The organism is Rhodococcoides kyotonense (genome assembly GCF_900188125.1).
In the GTDB taxonomy this organism is placed as follows: Bacteria; Actinomycetota; Actinomycetes; order Mycobacteriales; family Mycobacteriaceae; genus Rhodococcoides; species Rhodococcoides kyotonense.
Genome location: NZ_FZOW01000013.1, coordinates 97,106 through 114,284, shown reverse-complemented (window position 1 = coordinate 114,284; position 17,179 = coordinate 97,106). Strand labels below are relative to the sequence as shown.

The window sequence follows — 17,179 nt, the reverse complement described above, 5'->3', positions numbered from 1 at the left end:
GGAGGCAACGGCGCACTCTTCGAACCGATAGTACAAGAAATACCGGTAAATTAGGGAGCGTGATCGAATTTGTGACTCGTCGATGCTGACGTCCACGCGAGCGACGCGCACCTTCGCGGTGGCTGTCGTACTCGCCGTCGTCGCAGCTCTCGGCTACCCCGTCTACGTCGATCCCGTCGTCGATCGGCCGACCGACGCCGACGCGATCGTCGTACTCGGCGGCTCTGCGGACAACCGCAACAGTCTCGGACTCGAGCTCGCCGAGGACGGCTACGCTCCCACGCTGGTGTACTCCGATCCGTACGGCTCCGCAAGCACTCTCACCGACATATGCCGCGACGGGCGCGAGGGCATCACCGTCGAATGCTTCGTTCCCGATCCCGGCACGACGCGCGGCGAGGCACGCGAGATCCGTGATCGAGCACGTCGCGAGGGCTGGACGTCGGTCGTCGTCGTCACGTCCACCCCGCACATCTCGCGGGCTCGATACATCATCGGCAAGTGTTGGGACGGGCAGGTCACGTACGTCGCGAGCACGACCGATCGAAACATCTTCGAGTGGGCGTGGGAGTACGTGTACCAAACTGCCGGGTACGCGCGGGCCGTGTTCGAGGACTGCTGATCTACGCGGGATCCAGCAATTTCCCGATGTCGGCGAGGTAGGCACTGCGCGTGTTCGCACCCGCGACACCGCGCACGCGTGCGCGCTCCCGTTCACGCACGACGGGGTCGTCCATCAGACTCTCGACGGCCTCGCGCAGGCGCACGGAATCTCCTGCGGGCACGACCTCCGCGGCGAGATGCTCGTATCCCTCCAGCCCACGAACGTCGGTCACCACCACCGGAGTCTCGAGGGTCGCCGCGCTCATGATGCGTACGTGGCCTGCACTGACGCTGTCGTCCCGCAACGGGATGACGTAGACGCTCGCGGCGGCGAGCAGGTCGGCGTGTTCCTCCTCCGACACTTCGCTTCGAACGACGATGTCGGCGCCCGACGCGGAGGCGACGACCTCGTCGTAGTCCTGCGAGGAGCAGACGATCGTCAGGTTCCACGGCCTGTCGCGGGCGGCCTCGATCAGCACGTTCCAGTCGCACGAGCTACGGCCGCTCGCGAAGACGCCGACGCGAGCCGAGTCGGGTGTGGGTTCTCGCTGTGATTCGTCGTCGTAGAAGTAGAACGGCACGTGGCTCACCGTTGCCGGGTCCAGGTTGTACTCGTCGATGTAGAGCGTCCGCTCCCACGGAGTCATGACCTGGATCGATCGGCAAGCTCGGTGAAGCAACCGCCGGTAGAGGAATCGGATCACCCGTCCTGTCGGGCCCGATTTCACTCCGGGAAGGAACTCGAGGATCACCAGTGGACGGTGGCGTCGTAACGCGCAGACGAAGGCGAGAACCACGATTCCCACCGGTCTCGCCACGCCCTCGGACGTGACGACTATGCCTCGTCTCCCTGCGCCGGACAGCAATGCCACAGCGGACACGACGGCGGCGAGATAGCCGCCCGACGGTTGCGCGAAGATCTCTGCACCCAGAGGTTCCCCGTACCAGACATTGCTTACTACGCGCCGGCCGGACGCAGTGCGCTGATCCACGTAGATCCTCCAGAATCCCGGCGCTGTAGTGAGCACGGCGCAGCTCGACGAAGGAAAGTATGACGAGTGGGAGCGCAAACTGCCATGCCGGAACGACAGGTGTGATCTAGAACCTCGGCAGCTCGAACACCGGCGGCGGCGGGAGCTGAATCTGAGGCAGCTGGATCTGCGGCAGTCCGGGGATCAGCGGAGCAGGCGCGGGAGCGGGCTCGGGCGCCGGAGCCGGCTCCTCGTACTGCGGAGCCTCGTACGTCTCGACGGGCGCAGCCGGGGCAGGCGCGACCGTCGTCGTCGGGGCAGGCGGTAGCGGCGTGGTCGTCGTCGTGGTCGGCACCGAACTGGACGACGACGGAACGTCGGTGACGGTGTCCGCGGTTTCGGTCGGTGCGCTCGTCGGTTCTTCCGAACCGCCGTATCCGAGCGCGAGGCCGAGGGCGGCGACGGCCGCGAGACCGCCCGCTACCAGTGCGGCACCGCGGATCTTGCGCTTGGAGGTCGCCGCGCGGTCCGTCGGCTCCGGGCTGAGCCAGTCGGGTGCACTGTGCTGCGACTGGGCAGGTGGCGCCACGATGGGCGCGGAATTCTCGACGGGTGTGGCGAGCAGAGCTGCGCCCTTGGCCGCGACGGCTTCGGGATCACGCGGCGTCACGACGGGCAGCCCGGTCCAGGACCGAAGAATGGCCTCGACCAACGGAATGCGTGCACCACCGCCGATCAGGAATATGGCGTCGACGTGCTGTGGAGAACGGGCGATGACGTCGCGAACCAGCCGTGCGGAGTACTCGATCGGCACCGTCACCAATGCTTCGAAGGACTCGCGCGAGATCAGGATGACTCCACTGTCGCCGGGCAGGCACACGGCACCGCTGGTGGACAGCTGCTCCTTGGCGATGCGGCACCGGCTCGTGAACTCCTGCACGCCGAGCGTGTTCTGGAGGTCCATCCCCTGCTTCGCGAGCTGGTTGTCGCAGATCAGTCGATCGAAGTCGTCGCCGCTGATGTCCGTGGTGCGTTCGGCGAGCAGCACGTTTCCGGTGGCCCGGTCGAGGACGCTGATGGTCAGCCCTGAGCTACCGAGGTCGTAGAGCCCGATCGTCGAGTATTCGCCGATCTCGCCGGAGGCGTCGAGGTAGGCAAGGGCAGCGCGGGCCTCGGGAACCAGTCGATAGTTGTACAGCCGCTGGCGGGCCATGGCCTGTTGGATCTCACCGAACTGCTGCTGATCCCGATACGCGACGCCGGTCGCCTCGACCTGACTGCCGTTGCTCTGCGAGAGCACGACGCCGATGGACTCCGCGGCCAGTTCCTCGGCACGGTCCCAGTGCGCGTCGACGGTATCGCTGTGAAAGTCCAGCTCCTGGTGGCCCGACGTGTGCAGGCGTAGATCGGGCCGCGCCATCCGGACGGCGCTGGACCCGACCGATACACCCAGAACCTCAGTCATGACCTGCCTCACTTGGTTTGCTGCGAACGGACTCGCCGATCGGTTGTGTAACGATCCCGTCTCGAAGCCGTCGCTCGGGCATCACTGTAGCGTGACCGTCACCTGAATGCGATTGCCGCCGGCGAGGCACTAGCCTGGCCCGGTGCACGTCCTCTTCGTCTGTACCGGCAACATCTGTCGCTCCCCCACGGCCGAACGGCTGGCCGTCGCCTACGCAGCCGAGTCGGGTGTGCAGCTGACAGCGTCGAGCGCGGGCACGCATGGCCTGACCGGACGTGCGATGGACGAGACCGCGGCTCTCGTGCTGCGGCAGCTCGGCGGCGAGCCCGACGGATTCGCCGCGCGTCGCATCTCGACCCGCATCGCCGACGACGCCGATCTGATTCTGACGATGACCACTCGTCACCGGGACGAGGTGCTCACGATCGCGCCGCGGAAAATGCGTCGTACATTCACTCTTCTCGAGGCGGCGGGCCTCGTCGAGCAGTCGGGCGCTCAGTCGTTGGACGAGCTCGCGGCAGCACGCGCACGACACTCGGTCGACGCGTTCGACATCGCCGATCCGTACACGAAATCGCACGATGTGTACGAGAACGTCGGTCAGCAGATAGCCGATGCTCTACCCGGAATCATCCGTCTGATCTGACCGATAGTCCGCTTGTATGTCGAACGAATGACAGCTCAACGGCTATGCAGCAGGTTTCCGACGCCCACGCGGTCCGGATAATCGTCCGACGCGAAATTCGGGCGTCGATGCTGCATGATGCTCCCCATGCCGATGTATCAGCTTCGTATCGACGACGTAGTGCTTGCCGAGGCCGAGCTGCCGTCCGACGGCAAAGCCATGACCTGGGCGGTGCGGATGACGACCGAACATCGCAAGATCGTGCGCGGACGCCGATGGCAGGGCCATCGCCTGGTGAGCGATACCTGGGAGCATCGCTTCGGCGGTGGGCGCGGAATCGTCGACGCCTCGGGTGATGCCGGTACGGCCGTCGCGAGCTGAGCGATTCAACGCCCGCTGAGGTAACGTTCCGATATCGATGCCGCCGGAAATCGGGCGGCAACAGGCGTAAGGGCTGCCAACAGGATGCGTGACAAGGTCATCGCGGCATCTGCGGTGGCGATCGCAGGTGCAGCAGTAGCCGTCGGACTCGGAATCGGCGCGCTCGGCGGTGCATTCGACGACGGAGTCGAGCAGGTGCAGCCACCGGCGTTGCGCTCGGATCTCAGTACCGCGGTGGCGGCGACGTCGTCGTCGGCCATCACCGTTCCGCCGTCGCCCACCTGGCAGGTCGCGGTCCCGACGCAGCCGCGCACCACCACTCCCACCGAGACGGCGACGCCCAGCTCGGAGCGAGAGACCACGTCGCGCACCTCACGCCCCCGCGCGACCACGTCCGAGGAATCCGAGGACGACACGTCCGAGTCCGAGACCACGACGACCGGTCGCTGATCCTCGGGTCGATCACCGGGCCGTGTCGGTCGCTCCGACTTCGCCGATCCACGATTCGTAGCCGCTGTCCGTCGCGGCCAGTTCGGAAATCCACACCAGCACCGATCGCGCCCGGGTCGCCGGCTCGATCGGAATGTGCGTCGTGCCCTGCTTCAACACTCCGGTGCCGATCACGCGGGTCGAGTCGAAACCGTCGTCCGATTCCGGCGGTGTCCTGATCTCGACGACCGTTCCGACGGCGTCCGATGCGATCCACACCTCGTCGATGTCGACCGGCTCGTCGAACCCGATCAGTAGTCCGATTCCGTTGTCCGGTGTTCCGAACGCAGTGCGGTAGGTGTCGGTGTACCACCTCGTCGCCGGGTTGGCGTCGATGGCTCGACCGGCATCGTCGGCGTTGTCGGGGTATCGCACCGCCGACCATGCCTCTGCGCTCGTCGGCCGCAACGCCCCTCCGGCCCAGTCGGACGTGGACACTCGCGCTGCGGACAAGGACGGCACTGCGACGTTCTGCCCGCCACGCCCGAAGACCGACGTCGCGATCAACCAGCCTGCGCCGCCGCAGAACACGAGCACTGCCAGCGCGGCGACCGCGGCCAGAATGCGGGCTCGCGACGACATGGGAGGCTCTTCGTCGTCTCGGCGTCGGCTTCGGCGGCGGCCGCGTCGACCGCGCTCGTCGATCAGAAGGACGTAGGGCGGAGTCACCAGGACGCGAGGCGGAATGCGCGACCGGTCTGCGTATGTCGCGAGGGCGTCGGACCGCGGATTGTCCGGTTCCAGGACGTCCATGTCGACGACTTTCACGCCGAGCTCGTAGCCCGTCGTGAGATCGCGGGCCAGCCAGGACGACGCACTGTCCGGCGACGGTTTCTTCTCGAGCAGCCGATATCTGTCGGCCAGAACGATTCCCGGACGCACCGATGCACTCATGGATCGCCTCCCCACCCCGGCGACACACTGTGCATGTCACCGGCGGGGAAATCCCACGTCCGGCGGTGCCGGGCCCAGTGGCGATTGTGCTACGTCACAACTAGGGCTGTCCGGGCTTTGAGCGAACTTCCTAAGCGGAGAGTCGTGCGCCCCACACCATGCGGACGATCGTGCCGTCGTGGTCGGAGGTGACGGTCGTCGAATCCGCGAGAGCGTGCATCAGCGGAACACCCCGTCCACGCGTCGAATCGGGAGCATGGACCGACCATGCGCCGTGGTCGCAGATCGTCACTTCGATCTGTCCCGTACCGGGCTCGTAGAGCGCGTGTAGATCGAGAGTGCCGGCCGCCCCGTCGTTCTGATAGGCGTGTTCCACGGCATTCGCAAGTGCTTCGTATGTCGCCAAGACCACGTCGTATACGCGCTCGGAATCCACGTCGAGACCGGTGAGCCATTCACCGAGTGCGATTCTGAGCGCGGAGGCTCTGTCCGCGACAGCAGCTTCGCCGTCGAAGTTCAGGTGCATGACGTCCCCTCGACCTGGGCTGAGTACTTGTCCGGTGGCAGCGTAAAGCGGCGTGTCGTCTCCACCGGGTGCTGTGACCTTCATGAGAGCGTCATACCCGAAAGTTCAGGACTTACCCGTGGCGAGAGCAGTGAGTGCTTCCTCGACGGTGGCGTAGATGCCGAACAGCTGGTCCAGCCCGACGAGAGACAGCGGCCGACCGGTCGCCGGGCCGTCGGCGACGACCGCGAACTTGGCTTCCTCGCCCAGTTGCTGGTGCGTCGAAGCGAGCAGGGACATCCCCGCCGAGGCGAGGAATCCGACGTCGGAAAGATCGATGACGAGCGCCGTCGGGGACTTCCCCAAGACCAGCGTGACCGACTCCTGCAGCTGCGGTGCGGTCACCAGATCCAGCTCACCGGAGACCGTCACGACGACTGTGTCGCCACGCCAATCCACTGCTACGTCGAAATGCTGGGGCCCAAGGCCCGACTCGTCCACGGTCACAAGTAATGAAGATACCCGAACCTCGCGGTACGCCACGTGCCGCCGCCTCGCGCTCACCTGGCACCGTGCCGGATTCGCACTAGAGTCGACGCGTGTGAGACCCGACCGACTTCCCGTCTTCGCGGCGACAGCTCTCGGCGGGGCCGTCGGAGCGATGGTGAGATTCGGTGTCTGGCAGGTGCGCGACACTGCGCGATGGTCGATGCTGAGCACGTTCGCCGTGAATGTCGTCGGGTGTCTGCTGCTCGGTGCCGCGCTCGGATATCTGTCCGGTTCGCGACTGCCCGTCGTGCGTGCGGCAGTGCTGGGCCTGGCGTGCGGATTCACGACGTTCGGCTTCTACGCAGTGCACGGCGTCACCTACGACGCCGCATGGCACTCCGTGATGTACATCGTCGCGACGCCGGTGCTGTCGGTCGTCGCGTTGGCGGCAGGTGCGTTGATCACACGTCCGGCGGTAGCGCGCACGTGATGGCATTTCTTCTCGTGGCACTCGGTGGTGCCGCGGCCGCCGTGGCGCATCTGGCCCTGACCGATGCCGTCACCGATCGCCGACGCGTACTGCTCCTGACGATCGGCACGTGCGGCGTGCTCGGGTTCGTGGTCGCTGCGGCACCACCGGAGTGGTTCGTCGGACTCGTGTGTTTCGGGTTTCTGAGCACAGTGGCGCCGATGTCGTCGGTCGCGCTGTCGACGGTCAACCAGATTCGCGACGGCAGAGTGCGCGACGGGGTGCTGTTCCTCGCAGCCAACGTCGTCGGTGGCGTCGCCGCCGTGATGTTCGGAATTCTGTTGCTGAAATCAGGAGTGACGCTCTATCACAAGTTCTGACAGTCACCCTGGATGCCGGCTTTGACGAACCCCGCCACCTGATACAGGTAGGTGTACTCCCAGAAGACCAGCGAGAAGTTGTACGAGCGCGGCACCGCCTGCATAGTGACGTCACCGTCGAAGCACTGGCCGAAGATGTACCGGGCTCGTGGCAGGTGATAGCGCCAGCTGACGACGACCACGTGGTCCCAACCACGTTCCTGCGCAAGCTCTTGCGTGAAGATCGCCTCGCCGCGCGTCGTACTGGGTTCGGGTGGGACACAGAGGACCGTGTACTTCTCGGTGTCGGCGCCGCAGTACTTCTTCATGACGGGGTCCTTGGCGCCGTACGGATCGGACAGCACGACGGTGTCGGCGACGCCCTGCTCGGCGAGCGAGATCCCGTACGCCTCGCGGCCGTCGTGTTCACCGCCGAGAACGACGATCGCGTCGGCCTGCGAGATCGGGTCGATGCGGGCTTTCGTGAACGTCAGGTATCCGCCGAAGCCGATCACCGACACCGCGATCACCGGGAGCACGATGGCCAGCACGACCCACCGGCTTGTACGCATCACCGTGTCAGCGTAGGCAGGTCGTCCGCTCCCCGGCTCGGTCGGCGACGAAGGTCACGCTGTATCCGCCGCCCCTGTCGCTCCGCCGCCCCTGTCGCTTGAATGAACCGTTCAAGCCATCTGATCGGATGAGTGAACCATTCAAGCGGTCGACACCCGGTCCTACTCGCTCGGCTTCGGCAAGTTGCAGTCGGTGACCTTCGGGTTCACTCCTGCGTAGTTGAGCGGCCCGGCGACGACGGTGAGGGCGATCGTGCCCACTCCCGCGCAGTTCTCCGGTGCGGACGAGGCGTAGCCCCGTTGGAACACGGCGATGGCTCCTATGACGAGCCAGATCAGGACGATCAACGTGACGAATCGCATGACTGAGATCCCCTCTCGTGACCGCCCGTCGGCCACCGCGAACCGGGCGAATACCCCATCCGCGGTGACCGAAACCAGTGCCCTACTGCGTGAACACGGGTGCCGGTGTCAGGCTCGCATCGGGCAGTCCGAGGTGATCGCGCAGCGTCGTACCGGTGTACTCGGTGCGGAACAGGCCGCGGCGCTGCAGCTCGGGAACGACGAGGTCGACGAAATCGTCGAACGTGCCGGGTGCCTGTGCGGCCGAGAGGATGTAGCCGTCGGCCTCACCGCCGTTGAACCCTTCCTCGATCTGGTCGGCGATCTGCGACGCGGTGCCGACGAACTGCGGCAGCAGGACGCCCTGCGCGTAGAGCTTGCCGATGTCGCGCAGCGTCAGCGAGTCCTTGTCGCTCAGACGGCGCGCGACGTCGAACAGGCCCTGAGACCCGGGCACGGTGACGTCCTCGATCTGCGCGTCGAGGTCGTATTGCGAGAAGTCGTGGTCGGTGTGCACCGACAGCGTGATCAGTCCCGAGATCGGATCGGCGAGCTCGTTGTGGAACGCCTGCTTCTCCCGCGCGATGGATTCGGTTTCACCGACGAACGGCACGAACGACGGGAAGATCTTGATGTCGTCGGGATTGCGGCCGAAGTTGGACGCGCGGGACTTGACGTCGTCGTAGTAGGCCTTGCGGCCTTCCTTCGTCGGGTCGATCTCGAAGATCGCGTCGGCCCATCGCGCGGCGAAATCCTTTCCTACCGAGGAGGATCCGGCTTGGAAGATGACGGGTCGGCTCTGCGGCGAATGCGGAACCGTCAGTGGCCCCCGGGTCTTGAAGAATTCTCCGTCGTGGTCGACGGTGTGCACCTTGTCCGGGTCGGCGAACACACCGGATTCCTTGTTCTGCACGAGCGCGTCGCGTTCCCAGCTTCCCCAGAGCTTGAATGCGACCTCGAGGAATTCCTGTGCGCGAGCGTAGCGTTCGTCGTGTCCGAGGTGGTCGTCGATGCCGAAGTTCTGCGCCTCGGCCTGATTCAGCGACGTGACGACGTTCCAGCCCGCGCGGCCACGACTGAGGTGATCGAGGGTGCCGAAGATCCGAGCGACCTCGTACGGATGGAAGTACGTCGTCGACTTCGTGATCGCGAGGCCGATCTTCTCGGTGACACCTGCCAACAGCGACGCGACCAACGAGGGATCGATCGTCGCCGACGCCTGAGTGCCGCTGCTCAGCGGAACGCGAATGTCGTTGCCGTAGCGGACAGGCGTGGCCAACAGGTCGGCGAAGAACAGGAAATCGAACTTGCCGCGTTCGAGAGTCTTCGCGACGCGGGAGTAGTAGTCGGGTCCGAGATAGTCGGTTTCCGACGCCGGATGCCGCCACGCGGCATGGGAGTGGGTGACGTGCGAGGCGATGAGAAAGCCTGCGAGGTGCAGTTCACGAGACATGGATGTGTCCTTCGGGATCAGAAGTAGCCGTTGAACGGCAGCGGTTCGGAGTTGAGGATGTTGTTGCCGATGGCGGCGGCCTTGTACGAGGCCGGGTTGTGCAGTGTGATCGTCCGGATGTTGCGCCAGTGCCTGTCGAGGTTCTTCGCGCGTGACGCCGCCGATGCGCCGCCGACCTCGAACAGCACTGTCGCTGCGCGAGTGGCGATCTCGTCGATGTGCACCTTCGCCTGAGATGCCCGGAACGACGCGAGAGCAGCCAGTTCGGCGTCGGGAACCGCATTGCTGACCGACGCGTATGCCGCGTCGATAGCATCGGCGGCGGCGAGCGTCGTCGACTCGGCAGCGAAAGCAGTACTCGACAGCTGCCCGACGGCGTTCTGCAGCAACGGGTCTCGCGTCAACTCTTCCGAAGGACCGTGCGCGAATCCGCGGGTGCGGCTGCCGATGAGGTCGACCGCGTCGGTGACGACGCTACGCAGGATGCCGCTGACCAGTCCGTGCAAGTACAGCTGCAGGAATGCGAACTGGTATGACGGGTCCGGTGCAGCATCGAGTGGGATGCGGGAGACGATGTCGTCCTCGGTGACGGCGACGGACGTGAATCGTGTTGTACCCGTGCCGGTTCGGCGCTGTCCGATACCGTCCCAATCGTCGACGATCTCGACGCCCTCACGGTCGGTGGGGACGATGACCGAAGCCACCGCGACACCGTCGACGTCGGCCCAGATGCTGACGTAGTCGGAGAACAACGTGCCGGTGCTGTAGAACTTCTCACCGTCGAGCAGGAAGGCGTCGCCGTTCGTCGTGAGGTGTGTGCCGTACTTGAAGTTCCCGACGGCCTGGCTGCCGCGCTCGCTGCTGGCGTTGCCGAAAATCTTGCCCTGCAGGATCAGCTGGATCCAGCGGTCGTTCTCGAAACCCGGGTAGTCGACGGCGGTCGCCTGCCGCAGTCGTTCCTCGACGAACCAGAAGTGCGTGCGGAGGATGTGGGCGACGATCGGGTCGGCCTCGGCGATGTCGACGATGACGCCGAACAGCTCGCGGACAGTGAGCCCACCGCCGCCGATCGACTTCGGCAACCGGAGTGCACCGACGCCTGCGCGACGGAGCGCCTCGATCTGCTCGAATGGATTCTGGTCCTCGAGATCGCGTCGGCTCGCGCCCTCGGCGATGGCCGCGAGGAGTTCGCGGTACTCGACGGACCCCGGGACGAGGCGCCCCACTGTCTGCTGCACTGCTGTAGTCATGCGTTCAATCGTCAGATGTTTAGCGCATGTTGTCAGTAGTTCAAATCATCGTGAATCTGAGAATTTGTTCAGGACGTCACTTCCTCCACGAAGACCACCTTGTTGCCTTCGGGGTCGAGCACGGTGAACGTCTTGACGACCGGGTACTCCTCCAGCACGCCGTCGGCGATCTCGGAACTGCGGAGGTACTCGACGTGTGCGTCGAGGTCGCTGACACCGAGAATCACCGACGACTTACCTGCGACGTCGGGGTCGACTCCTACCTGAATCCACGCCTTGTCGGCGATCTGCCATTCCGCCACATCGTCCATCGGTTCGACGTCGGCCGGACGTCCGAGCAACGCGGCGTACCAATCACGAGCCGTCGCAAAGTCTTTGACCGGTAGAACCGCAACGATATTGTCGAGCTGCATGGGCCCTCCTCGTGGGTGTCGTGAGAAGCATATGCGGCAAGCCACCCGTGCGTGCATAGTTTGTGCCGAGACCAACTGTGCGCGCACGGGTGGCGCAGCCGCCTTCCCGATTCGCCGCCCCCTCACCGGCTTTGTACTCTTACGCGGACGAAGGGACTCATTTCCGCCATGAGCAAACGCCGCTACGACTCCTACGACGCCTATGGCGGGTGGACCGACGATTCCCGTCGCCGTACTCGGGGTCGTCGCCGTCGCCACGTCGAGGCTCGACGAAACCGACACAGGACGCGTCGACGCGTTCTCATCGGGTCGGGCTTGTTCGCTCTGGTGCTGTTCGCGTTGCTCGGATGGCTGGGGTTCACGGGGTACTCGGCGTACACCGATCTGACCGCGGCCCGGGACCACGCGACCTCGGCTCGATCGGCGCTGCTGTCGGGCAACACCGACAGTGCCCGCACACAGTCGGATGCTGCCGTCCGCGCGTCGAGCGACGCCGCGAGCGCCACCGACTCCCCCATCTGGAAGGTGGCGTCGTCGATCCCGTATCTCGGGAGCCCGCTCGGCGTCGTCTCGGACATCGCCGACGTCGTGGACGGTCTGGCCACCGATGTCCTGACGCCTGCGGTCGACGTCGGAACGACGCTGGATCCGAAGCGCCTGCGTACTCCCGACGGCCGGATCGACCTCCAAGCCCTGCGCGACGCGGCCCCGGTGCTCGCCGAATCCGCTTCGGCAGCAGAAGAATTGAACGCACGGGCAGCGAGTATCGCCGAGCCGTCGTACCTGACGCAGGTCGCCGATGCCCGTACCCAGCTGCAGGATCAGCTACACGATCTGTCGACGCTGCTCACCAACACGAGTATCGCCGCGCAGGTGCTGCCACCGATGATGGGCGCCGACGGTCCACGCAATTACTTCATGGCGTTCCAGACGAACGCGGAGTCCCGCGGAACCGGTGGTCTGATGGGTGGTTTCGGCATCGTGTCAGCCGCGGACGGTCGCCTGGATGTCGCCGATCTCGCGCAGAACAGCGAGCTGAAGGAACGGTACGACAACCCCCTCGACCTCGGTCCCGAGTTCTACACCGCCTACGAGGAGCGCTACCAGGCGACGCAGAACTGGCAGAACAGCAACATCAGTCCCCACTTCCCGTATGCGGGACGAATCTGGCAGTCGATGTGGCAGCAGGAGACGGGCCAGGTCGTCGACGGTGCACTCGCGACGGACCCCGTCGCGTTGAGTTACGTTCTGGACGTCGTCGGGCCGGTGACGATGCCGGACGGCGAGGTCATCGACGCCGACAACGTCGTTCGAATCACGTTGTCCGACGCCTACTTCCGCTTCCAGGACGACAACGCGGCAAGAAAGAATTATCTGCAGGAGCTCGCGGCGCGCGTCGTGGCGAAGATGCAGGGTGACATCTCCTCTCCCGCAGCACTGTTGGAGGCACTCGGCCGCGCGACGAGCGAGGGGCACATCGCGGTGTGGAGTGCCGACCCTGCAGTGCAGGACATCATCGGCCCGACCAAGATCGGCCACGAGGTCCCCGATACGCCTGCCCCGTATGCATCCGTCGTCACCACGAACGGTGCAGGCGGCAAGCTGGACTACTACCTTCAGCGCAACGTCACGTACACCGGCGGATCGTGCGAGGGCGCGACCAGGCCTACGAAGGTGGTCGCCGAGATCACCAACAATGCTCCGGCACAGGACTATCCCGTGTACGTTGCGGGACGTCAGAACGAATCGACTCGCTACGGTGGCCCGCCAGGGACCAACAGGACCGTCGTGCAGTTCTACGCCACGCAGGGCGCGACGCTCGAGAACGTCACGCTGAACGGCAATCCGGTCTTCCTGATCACTGCCAGCGAGCGCGGGCACCCGTTCTTCTACACCCCGATCGTCACCGAGCCCGGCCAGACGAACGTGCTCGAATACGACCTGATCGAACCGACGGCACCCGGCGAGGCACAGGCGCCGATCCAACCCCAGGTCCAGCCGTCGACGTCGACGGTGGACGTGCCTACCTGCGGCTGACGGCGGGTTCCTCGGTGAGCGTGTCGAGCTCGCGGCCCTTGGTTTCGGGGGCCGCGTAGGCCATCCACAGGACTGCGACGATCACGAGCCCGGCGACGAGGGCGAACGTCAGCGGCAGCCCGAGGATCGGCCACATGACCGAGCCGAACAGCAGCGGAGCGAAGCCCGTCGCGACACGGCTGACCGACGACGCGTAGCCGAAGCCCGAGGCTCTGAGCGTCGTCGGGTAAAGCTCGGACACATAGCAATACAGCACCGGGATCGCGATCTGCACGACGAAGCCGAAGACGGCCAGCCACACCAGGGCGCTGGATCCGACGTCGAGCATCATGGCGAAGACCACGAGCGCGCCGCCGGCCAGCGGCCCGGAGATTCCGATGACCCACTTTCGCCCGACGACCTCGACGAGGTAGGCCGACACGATCACGCCGATGATGCCGACGCCCGTCATCAGGGTCGTGCCCGCGAAAGCCGCGAAGTCGTCGTACCCCTGCCGCCGCAGGATCGACGGCATCCAGCTCAGTGCCGCGTAGTAGAGCAACATGATCGAGACGAACAGAAGCCATGCCGCAGACGTGATCCGCGGGCTGTAACTCCACACCGACTGCAGTCCGGCGAGACCCGATCGCTTCGGCGCAGGTTCGGCGCCGATCGCGTACGGCTGTGGTTCGGCGCCGGTCCGCGACACCATCTCGTCGATGACCGCGCGCGCTTCGGCCTCGCGGCCGACCTTCGCCAGGTAGATCGGGGATTCGGGGATACCGCGGCGCACGAAGAACAGCAGCAATGCGGGCAGAACCATGAACAGCAGCATGACGCGCCAGCGGACGTCGCCGTCGATCGGAACGAGCAGCGTCGCAACGACGCCGCACACCGTGGCACCGATCGGCCACCATCCGTCCATGGCGGACAACACTTTTCCGCGAATTCGACGCGGCGAGAACTCGCTGACCAGCGCATAGTCCACCGGGATGCAGCCGCCGAGGCCGAATCCTGCACAGAATCGCAGCAGTACGAAGATCTCGAAGTTCGGCGAGAACGCACCGAGGACGGAGAACAGCGCAAAGATCAACAGCGTCAACGAGAATGCACGTTTGCGTCCGAGCCGGTCGGCGATGGTGCCCCACACGACGGCGCCGACGGCCATGCCGATCAGATTGCCGGTCGCGACGAGGCCGCGCTCGGCTTGGGACAGGTCCCAGTAGGTCCCCAGCAGCGGCGTCAGAAACCCGTTGAGTGCGACGTCCCAGGCGTCGAACATATAGCCGAGCCCGCCGATGACGAAGATTCGCCCTTGCACTGCCCATTTCCAGGGGAGCTCCTGCACCACCTGTTCACCGGTCTTCACCGCCGTATCCTCTCACCGAACCGCTCGGTATAAGGTCGTGCCTATGCGAACAGCGGCGACGCTCGTGGTTGCAGCGTTGCTCGTAGCGGGCTGCAGCAGCGGCGACCCACAACCGAGCGCCGACCCACAACCGAAAGCCGAGACGTCGGCGCATTCGGTCCATTTCGCGTCGGGATCGTTGACGGTCGGATCGCCCACGCGTGCACCGGCGCCGACGGGTTCGCCCTCGGTGATTCCCGGATTCATCGACCAGCCGCCGAGCAGTACGTTCACGATCTCCGACGTCCGGCTCGACGGCGGCGCTGCCGTCTTCACGTTCGACGGCGACGGCGTCGTCAATTACGTTGCGCGGTACGTCGACGAGCCCGCTGTGTACGGAAGCGATGCGCGAGTTGACGTTCCTGGCCGGTCGATTCTGCAACTCGATCTGATCACCGATCCCACCGCCGACACCGATCCGGCGTACCAGTCCACCGTGTCCGTCCCGGATGCCGACGGCGCGATGTTCGTCCACACGGCACAGGCGTCGGAGGGTGTGTTCCAGTCGTTCATCGGAACGTCCGTGGACCGATCCGACATCGTCGTCGTCCCCCAGCAGAACCCGCCGAGCCTGACGGTATCGGTCATCGGAGCGGCTTGAGCACTCGGCTCGGCACCCAGTGCGTCACGGTCTCGCTGCGGTCCTTCGACATCAATTGATACGTGACGCGCCCGATCCAGTCGCCGTCGACCGTCATCGACCATTCCGTCAGATCCCCCGGCACGACGGTCCGTACCTCGAAGCCGTCGGCGGTGTACTTGCCGGTGTGGTGCGGCGGCTGCGGATACAGAACCGCGAGATCGACCAGCACCTTGACCGACGGGGTGAGCACCTTGAACGGACGTCGTTGCCGGAACGCATCACCACCCGGCCCATTCATCGTTCGATCATATGTTCGAATCATGATCGACTCAAACGAGCCGGCGCCCAGCTTCCGCCGAGATCGAAGTTATGCATCCGAATCCGATGAATCGGCGTCATAACCTCGATCTCGGCGGTCACACGGTCACTTGTACCGCGACGCCTCGCTGACGCCGTTCCGGGCAGGGCCGCCGTCGTACGTGGGTGCGGACGGCGTGGCCGGCTGCGCCGGGCTCAGCACCTGCTTGGGCACGGACTTGTCCGTCTCGTAGTAGTACGCGTAGCTGTCGCCGCCGCGACGACCCGAGCCGGGCGTCATCGTGAAGACCGCACCCAGGATGTGCGCGCCGATGGTGGTCAGGTTGCCGGTGGCCCGTTCGAGCTCGGCCTCGGCGGTGTGGCCGTGGCGGGCGATGACGAGCGCGCCGTCGCTGTGCGTGGTCAGCAGCGCCGAATCGGTGACCGGCAGCAGCGGGGCACCGTCGACGATGACGTAGTCGAAACGACCGCGCAGATCGTCGATGACGCGACGCGACGCCTCGGAGCCGAGCAGCTCGCTCGGGTTGGGCGGCAACGGCCCGGACGCCAGAACCTCGAGTCCGACGAACTTGCTGGGTTGCAGGACGTCGTCGAGACCCGCTTGTCCGGCCAACACCGTCGACAGCCCGACCGAGCCGATGAGCCCGAGGTACTTGGAGACGCGCGGCCTCCGCAGGTCGCCTTCGACGAGCGCGACGTGGTGTCCCGCTTCGGCGAGCGCGAGCGACAGGTTGATCGCGACGGTCGTCTTGCCTTCCGACGGCACGGCGCTGGTGACGACGATGACGCGAGGCGGGTTGTCGACTTCGAGGAACTGCAGATTGGTCCGCAGTTCGCGGAACGCCTCGGCACTCGAGGAGTGACCTGCGCCGAACGACACGATCGACGTGTCCTTCAGGTTCTTGTCGTACGGAATGTTGCCCACGAGCGACGACTTCGCGGACTTCTCGAGCGTCTTGCGGTCCTTGATGGTGTTGTCGAGCCGGTCGCGCAGCACGGCGAGTGCGATACCGAGCAGCAGACCGACCGCGGCACCGAGCGCGAGATTCCGCTTGGTCTTCGGGCTGACCGGGGTCGACGGGGTCTGTGCCTGCTCGACGAGTCGGACGCCTGCGGTCGGCGAGCCACCGTCCTCCGGAGTTTCGAGTTCACGGACGAGCGTGGTCAGTTGAGTCGCCATCGAGTTGGCGACGTCCCGGACGATGGCCGCGTCGGTTCCGGTGTTGCAGATGTCGAGCAGGACCGTGTCCGGTGTCGACTTCGCAGTAGTGGTCGCGGCGAGCGCGCTGGGCGTCGTCGTCAATCCCAGATCGTCGATGACGCGGGCGGCGAGAGTCTCACCGGTCACGAGTTCGGAGTACGACGCGACGCGCTGCTGCGAGAACAGGTTGCCCTGATATGTCTCACTGACCGACGATCCGCCCGATGTGGAGACGAATACGCGGCTGCATGCCTGATAGGTCGGCGTGGTGATCAACGAAACGGCAAGGGAACCGAGGATTGCGACGGCGACTGTGACGACGATGATCATCCACCGGGTCTTCAATATCTTGAGATAGTCCTGGATTTCCACG

General features: G+C 65.3%; 21 protein-coding genes. 8 read left to right on the top strand and 13 right to left on the bottom strand.

Annotation, left to right across the window (positions count from 1 at the left end; all coding sequences use genetic code 11):
* The first annotated feature begins 82 nt into the window (after positions 1–82).
* Positions 83–622 (top strand): YdcF family protein, encoded by a 540-nt coding sequence (locus tag CHB96_RS20825; RefSeq protein WP_089249804.1) that lies wholly within the window; start codon positions 83–85, stop codon positions 620–622.
* Position 623: 1 nt separating this feature from the next.
* On the opposite strand, the gene CHB96_RS20820 is transcribed toward CHB96_RS20825, so the two are convergent.
* Both CHB96_RS20820 and CHB96_RS20815 read right to left on the bottom strand, forming a co-directional pair.
* Positions 624–1,595, bottom strand: a complete 972-nt coding sequence (locus CHB96_RS20820) for a glycosyltransferase (RefSeq protein ID WP_141136519.1) — start codon at positions 1,593–1,595, stop codon at positions 624–626.
* 106 nt (positions 1,596–1,701) lie between these two features.
* Positions 1,702–3,039, bottom strand: coding sequence for a DUF7159 family protein (locus CHB96_RS20815; protein WP_245865979.1), 1,338 nt, complete (start codon positions 3,037–3,039; stop codon positions 1,702–1,704).
* 142 nt (positions 3,040–3,181) lie between these two features.
* Between CHB96_RS20815 and CHB96_RS20810 the strand changes: the two genes are divergently transcribed.
* The 3 genes from CHB96_RS20810 (at position 3,182) to CHB96_RS20800 (ending at position 4,495) form a co-directional block, all read left to right on the top strand.
* Complete coding sequence (locus tag CHB96_RS20810) at positions 3,182–3,685, top strand: arsenate reductase/protein-tyrosine-phosphatase family protein (RefSeq protein ID WP_089249800.1); 504 nt, start codon at positions 3,182–3,184, stop codon at positions 3,683–3,685.
* A 126-nt stretch (positions 3,686–3,811) separates the two neighbouring features.
* Entirely contained in the window at positions 3,812–4,045 is a 234-nt protein-coding gene (locus CHB96_RS20805; protein ID WP_089249798.1) for a hypothetical protein, read from the top strand.
* An 84-nt stretch (positions 4,046–4,129) separates the two neighbouring features.
* Complete coding sequence (locus CHB96_RS20800; RefSeq protein WP_089249796.1) at positions 4,130–4,495, top strand: hypothetical protein; 366 nt, start codon at positions 4,130–4,132, stop codon at positions 4,493–4,495.
* 12 nt (positions 4,496–4,507) lie between these two features.
* On the opposite strand, the gene CHB96_RS20795 is transcribed toward CHB96_RS20800, so the two are convergent.
* The 3 genes from CHB96_RS20795 to CHB96_RS20785 form a co-directional block, all read right to left on the bottom strand.
* Positions 4,508–5,428: a hypothetical protein gene (locus CHB96_RS20795; protein ID WP_089249794.1), complete on the bottom strand. Its 921-nt coding sequence runs from the start codon at positions 5,426–5,428 to the stop codon at positions 4,508–4,510.
* Between the two features lie 130 nt (positions 5,429–5,558).
* On the bottom strand, positions 5,559–6,038 hold the full coding sequence (locus tag CHB96_RS20790) for an ATP-binding protein (RefSeq protein ID WP_245865977.1): 480 nt from the start codon (positions 6,036–6,038) through the stop codon (positions 5,559–5,561).
* A gap of 21 nt (positions 6,039–6,059) precedes the next feature.
* A complete protein-coding gene (locus CHB96_RS20785) occupies positions 6,060–6,440 on the bottom strand; it encodes an STAS domain-containing protein (protein ID WP_281254440.1) in 381 nt (126 codons plus the stop codon).
* 94 nt (positions 6,441–6,534) lie between these two features.
* On the opposite strand from CHB96_RS20785, the gene CHB96_RS20780 reads away from it, so the two are divergent.
* Both CHB96_RS20780 and CHB96_RS20775 read left to right on the top strand, forming a co-directional pair.
* Positions 6,535–6,912: a CrcB family protein gene (locus CHB96_RS20780; RefSeq protein ID WP_245865975.1), complete on the top strand. Its 378-nt coding sequence runs from the start codon at positions 6,535–6,537 to the stop codon at positions 6,910–6,912.
* Positions 6,912–7,271 carry a CrcB family protein gene (locus tag CHB96_RS20775; RefSeq protein ID WP_245865974.1) on the top strand — a complete coding sequence of 120 codons (360 nt, stop codon included), beginning with the start codon at positions 6,912–6,914 and terminating at the stop codon, positions 7,269–7,271. Before CHB96_RS20780 ends, CHB96_RS20775 begins: the two co-directional genes overlap by 1 nt.
* On the opposite strand, the gene CHB96_RS20770 is transcribed toward CHB96_RS20775, so the two are convergent.
* From CHB96_RS20770 to CHB96_RS20750, 5 genes are all read right to left on the bottom strand, one after another.
* Positions 7,259–7,822, bottom strand: coding sequence for a YdcF family protein (locus CHB96_RS20770; RefSeq protein ID WP_089249788.1), 564 nt, complete (start codon positions 7,820–7,822; stop codon positions 7,259–7,261). The genes CHB96_RS20775 and CHB96_RS20770 overlap by 13 nt on opposite strands.
* Before the next feature lie 162 nt (positions 7,823–7,984).
* Positions 7,985–8,185 carry a hypothetical protein gene (locus tag CHB96_RS20765; protein ID WP_089249786.1) on the bottom strand — a complete coding sequence of 67 codons (201 nt, stop codon included), beginning with the start codon at positions 8,183–8,185 and terminating at the stop codon, positions 7,985–7,987.
* Between the two features lie 82 nt (positions 8,186–8,267).
* Positions 8,268–9,617, bottom strand: a complete 1,350-nt coding sequence (locus tag CHB96_RS20760; RefSeq protein ID WP_089249784.1) for an LLM class flavin-dependent oxidoreductase — start codon at positions 9,615–9,617, stop codon at positions 8,268–8,270.
* Between the two features lie 17 nt (positions 9,618–9,634).
* Positions 9,635–10,867 carry an acyl-CoA dehydrogenase family protein gene (locus tag CHB96_RS20755; protein ID WP_089249782.1) on the bottom strand — a complete coding sequence of 411 codons (1,233 nt, stop codon included), beginning with the start codon at positions 10,865–10,867 and terminating at the stop codon, positions 9,635–9,637.
* A gap of 68 nt (positions 10,868–10,935) precedes the next feature.
* Complete coding sequence (locus CHB96_RS20750) at positions 10,936–11,280, bottom strand: VOC family protein (RefSeq protein ID WP_089249780.1); 345 nt, start codon at positions 11,278–11,280, stop codon at positions 10,936–10,938.
* A gap of 168 nt (positions 11,281–11,448) precedes the next feature.
* Between CHB96_RS20750 and CHB96_RS20745 the strand changes: the two genes are divergently transcribed.
* Entirely contained in the window at positions 11,449–13,317 is a 1,869-nt protein-coding gene (locus CHB96_RS20745; RefSeq protein WP_089249778.1) for a DUF4012 domain-containing protein, read from the top strand.
* On the opposite strand, the gene CHB96_RS20740 is transcribed toward CHB96_RS20745, so the two are convergent.
* The gene (locus CHB96_RS20740; RefSeq protein ID WP_089249776.1) at positions 13,304–14,665 is read right to left on the bottom strand and encodes an MFS transporter; all 1,362 of its coding nucleotides are present in this window, start codon (positions 14,663–14,665) and stop codon (positions 13,304–13,306) included. The genes CHB96_RS20745 and CHB96_RS20740 overlap by 14 nt on opposite strands.
* Positions 14,666–14,708: 43 nt before the next feature.
* Between CHB96_RS20740 and CHB96_RS20735 the strand changes: the two genes are divergently transcribed.
* Positions 14,709–15,305 (top strand): AMIN-like domain-containing (lipo)protein, encoded by a 597-nt coding sequence (locus CHB96_RS20735; protein WP_089249774.1) that lies wholly within the window; start codon positions 14,709–14,711, stop codon positions 15,303–15,305.
* On the opposite strand, the gene CHB96_RS20730 is transcribed toward CHB96_RS20735, so the two are convergent.
* Entirely contained in the window at positions 15,289–15,585 is a 297-nt protein-coding gene (locus CHB96_RS20730; RefSeq protein WP_089249772.1) for a hypothetical protein, read from the bottom strand. The two genes, CHB96_RS20735 and CHB96_RS20730, sit on opposite strands and share 17 nt — an antisense overlap.
* Positions 15,586–15,711: 126 nt before the next feature.
* The gene (locus tag CHB96_RS20725; RefSeq protein ID WP_089249770.1) at positions 15,712–17,178 is read right to left on the bottom strand and encodes a tyrosine-protein kinase domain-containing protein; all 1,467 of its coding nucleotides are present in this window, start codon (positions 17,176–17,178) and stop codon (positions 15,712–15,714) included.
* Between the last annotated feature and the right edge of the window lies 1 nt (position 17,179).

What these genes read in the sequence shown, in the direction of transcription:
- CHB96_RS20815 (WP_245865979.1), bottom strand. Translation starts at nt 3,039, where the DNA reads ATGACTGAGGTTCTGGGTGTATCGGTCGGGTCCAGCGCCGTCCGGATG.
- CHB96_RS20775 (WP_245865974.1), top strand. Translation starts at nt 6,912, where the DNA reads ATGGCATTTCTTCTCGTGGCACTCGGTGGTGCCGCGGCCGCCGTGGCG.
- CHB96_RS20765 (WP_089249786.1), bottom strand. Translation starts at nt 8,185, where the DNA reads ATGCGATTCGTCACGTTGATCGTCCTGATCTGGCTCGTCATAGGAGCC.
- CHB96_RS20730 (WP_089249772.1), bottom strand. Translation starts at nt 15,585, where the DNA reads ATGAATGGGCCGGGTGGTGATGCGTTCCGGCAACGACGTCCGTTCAAG.
- CHB96_RS20750 (WP_089249780.1), bottom strand. Translation starts at nt 11,280, where the DNA reads ATGCAGCTCGACAATATCGTTGCGGTTCTACCGGTCAAAGACTTTGCG.
- CHB96_RS20800 (WP_089249796.1), top strand. Translation starts at nt 4,130, where the DNA reads ATGCGTGACAAGGTCATCGCGGCATCTGCGGTGGCGATCGCAGGTGCA.
- CHB96_RS20755 (WP_089249782.1), bottom strand. Translation starts at nt 10,867, where the DNA reads ATGACTACAGCAGTGCAGCAGACAGTGGGGCGCCTCGTCCCGGGGTCC.
- CHB96_RS20825 (WP_089249804.1), top strand. Translation starts at nt 83, where the DNA reads ATGCTGACGTCCACGCGAGCGACGCGCACCTTCGCGGTGGCTGTCGTA.
- CHB96_RS20805 (WP_089249798.1), top strand. Translation starts at nt 3,812, where the DNA reads ATGCCGATGTATCAGCTTCGTATCGACGACGTAGTGCTTGCCGAGGCC.
- CHB96_RS20760 (WP_089249784.1), bottom strand. Translation starts at nt 9,617, where the DNA reads ATGTCTCGTGAACTGCACCTCGCAGGCTTTCTCATCGCCTCGCACGTC.
- CHB96_RS20770 (WP_089249788.1), bottom strand. Translation starts at nt 7,822, where the DNA reads ATGCGTACAAGCCGGTGGGTCGTGCTGGCCATCGTGCTCCCGGTGATC.
- CHB96_RS20790 (WP_245865977.1), bottom strand. Translation starts at nt 6,038, where the DNA reads ATGAAGGTCACAGCACCCGGTGGAGACGACACGCCGCTTTACGCTGCC.
- CHB96_RS20745 (WP_089249778.1), top strand. Translation starts at nt 11,449, where the DNA reads ATGAGCAAACGCCGCTACGACTCCTACGACGCCTATGGCGGGTGGACC.
- CHB96_RS20735 (WP_089249774.1), top strand. Translation starts at nt 14,709, where the DNA reads ATGCGAACAGCGGCGACGCTCGTGGTTGCAGCGTTGCTCGTAGCGGGC.
- CHB96_RS20795 (WP_089249794.1), bottom strand. Translation starts at nt 5,428, where the DNA reads ATGAGTGCATCGGTGCGTCCGGGAATCGTTCTGGCCGACAGATATCGG.